The sequence below is a fragment of the Streptomyces sp. NPDC005195 genome (assembly GCF_040608315.1).
Classification (GTDB): domain Bacteria; phylum Actinomycetota; class Actinomycetes; order Streptomycetales; family Streptomycetaceae; genus Streptomyces; species Streptomyces kaempferi.
Map to the genome: position 1 here is coordinate 1 of NZ_JBEXHZ010000295.1, position 1,801 is coordinate 1,801.

2 protein-coding genes are annotated in these 1,801 nt (G+C 70.8%); one reads left to right on the forward strand and one right to left on the reverse strand.

What is annotated here, in order from left to right; all coding sequences use genetic code 11:
- Positions 1 to 89: 89 nt before the first annotated feature.
- Positions 90 to 1,034, reverse strand: a complete 945-nt coding sequence (locus tag ABZV34_RS39090) for an alpha/beta fold hydrolase (RefSeq protein WP_356287940.1) — start codon at positions 1,032 to 1,034, stop codon at positions 90 to 92.
- Between the two features lie 320 nt (positions 1,035 to 1,354).
- Here ABZV34_RS39090 and ABZV34_RS39095 point away from each other — a divergent pair.
- On the forward strand, positions 1,355 to 1,801 hold a 447-nt coding region (locus tag ABZV34_RS39095; protein ID WP_356287943.1), incomplete at its 3' end, for a TetR/AcrR family transcriptional regulator.

The window sequence follows — 1,801 nt, forward strand, 5'->3', positions numbered from 1 at the left end:
GCAGACCGCAGACCGCGGGACCGCCGGGCCGAACAGCCGCAGGCACAGGCCGCGGTGCCGGCCCCGGGCCGACGGCATGGCCCCCTTCCCTACCTGCTCTGCACCTGACCCAGCGGCCTGGGGTCCTGCTCCAGCGTGGAACACGCCGCCGCCCAGCTCGTGTCCTCTGGGTCGAGAGCGCCGCGAAGGAATGCCCAGGTGAACTGCTGTATCAGGGCGACTCGTTCGGGACTCTCGTCCGTCGTCTCCGCAACGGCGTACCCGGGGATCCCGCCGAGCGAGTGTTCCGCGCCGAACAGGGTCAGCAGGCTCTTGCCGGCCGGGCTCAGGAAGTACGGGTCGGTGAACCAGTCCGGTCCCCGGACGGACAGCGCGGACTTGTCCTGATCCCCGGCGACGACGAGGACCGGTGCCGTCAAGTCGTCGAAGGACGGGTTCATGAAGGGGAGGTGCTCGGCCGCGAACGGGGACAGGTCGTCCCCGCCCCGACCGGGCGCGGCGAGCAGTACACCCGCCGAGACCCGCGGATCGGACATGTCCTCGCCCGGGACGCCCGCGGAATCGAGCACTCGCGCACCCAGCAGCATGCTCGCCGTCTGGGCCCCCCACGAGTGGCCGGCCACGGCGACGCGATTCTGGTCCAGGCGCCCTTCGAGGCCCGGCACGGACGCTTCCAGCAGGTCGAGCCGGTCGATGACGCGCTTCATGTCCTCGACCCGGAAACGCCAGATCAGTGGCGTACGGGGGTCGTCCGCCGGCAGATCGAGTGTCCTCGAGTCGAGATGGGTGGGTTGCAGGACCACGAAGCCGCGCGCAGCCCAGAAGTCCGCGAGGGGGGCATAGCCGTCCATCGACCAGCTGTAGCCGTGCGAGAAGACGATGACGGGCAGGTCGTGCCCCGTCGTGGGCGCGGACACCCGGACCTTCAGGTCCTCACCGCGGCCAGGGGCCGGCAGTACGACCGGCTTCACGGAGACGACCGGAGTGGGCGTGAGCGTGGTGGCCGGGGCGGTCGCCGTGGGTGATTCGGGCATGGAGGTGCCTTCCGTTCAGGTGCTTCGCGCGGTTGGTGTGATGGGGCGGACTGTGGTGTGGCGGGGGTCTTCGCCGGCTGGTCGGGCGCGGGCGGGATCCGTGTGGTGCCGGCCTGTGTCGCGACCACGTTCGTGTTCACCCGTGACGGGTTTCCGGTGCACCCGGCACCCGGCCGCCGCTCCGACGGGTCAACGGCTGACCACGCACGGTTTGGCCGTCGGTCCCCGCTCTGGGATGATAGGCAAACGGAACCTTGTCCCGTTTGAAGATACGGAACGTCGTTCCGGATAGCAAGCCCGGTGGCGGAGAGGAGGGCGCGATGAGTGACGGTGGCGCGGTCGGTGGCGGTGGCGGTGAGGCGGGGCGTGCGGCCCGGCCCAAGCGGGCGGACGCCCGGCGCAACGAGGAGACCTTGCTCGACGCGGCCGCCGCGATCTTCGTGACCTCGGGTGTGGAGGCTCCGGTGCGTGACATCGCCGCCAAGGCCGGTGTCGGGACGGGCACGATCTACCGCCACTTCCCGACGCGGGCGGATCTCATCATCGCGGTCTACCGGCACCAGGTCGAAGCCTGCGCCGAGGCCGGCCCCGCCCTGCTGGCGAGCTCCCCGACCCCTCATGCCGCACTGGGGCGGTGGATCAACCTCTTTGTCGACTTCCTGGTCACGAAGCCATCGACGCGCTCGTCGCCTCCTGGCTGCCCGGCACCGAGGGCGACGGTGTCGCGGACGTCCTCTACGGCAGGCGGCCCTTCACCGGACAGCTCC

Coding starts and splice junctions, on each gene's coding strand:
- ABZV34_RS39090 (WP_356287940.1), bottom strand. CDS start 1,034: ATGCCCGAATCACCCACGGCGACCGCCCCGGCCACCACGCTCACGCCC.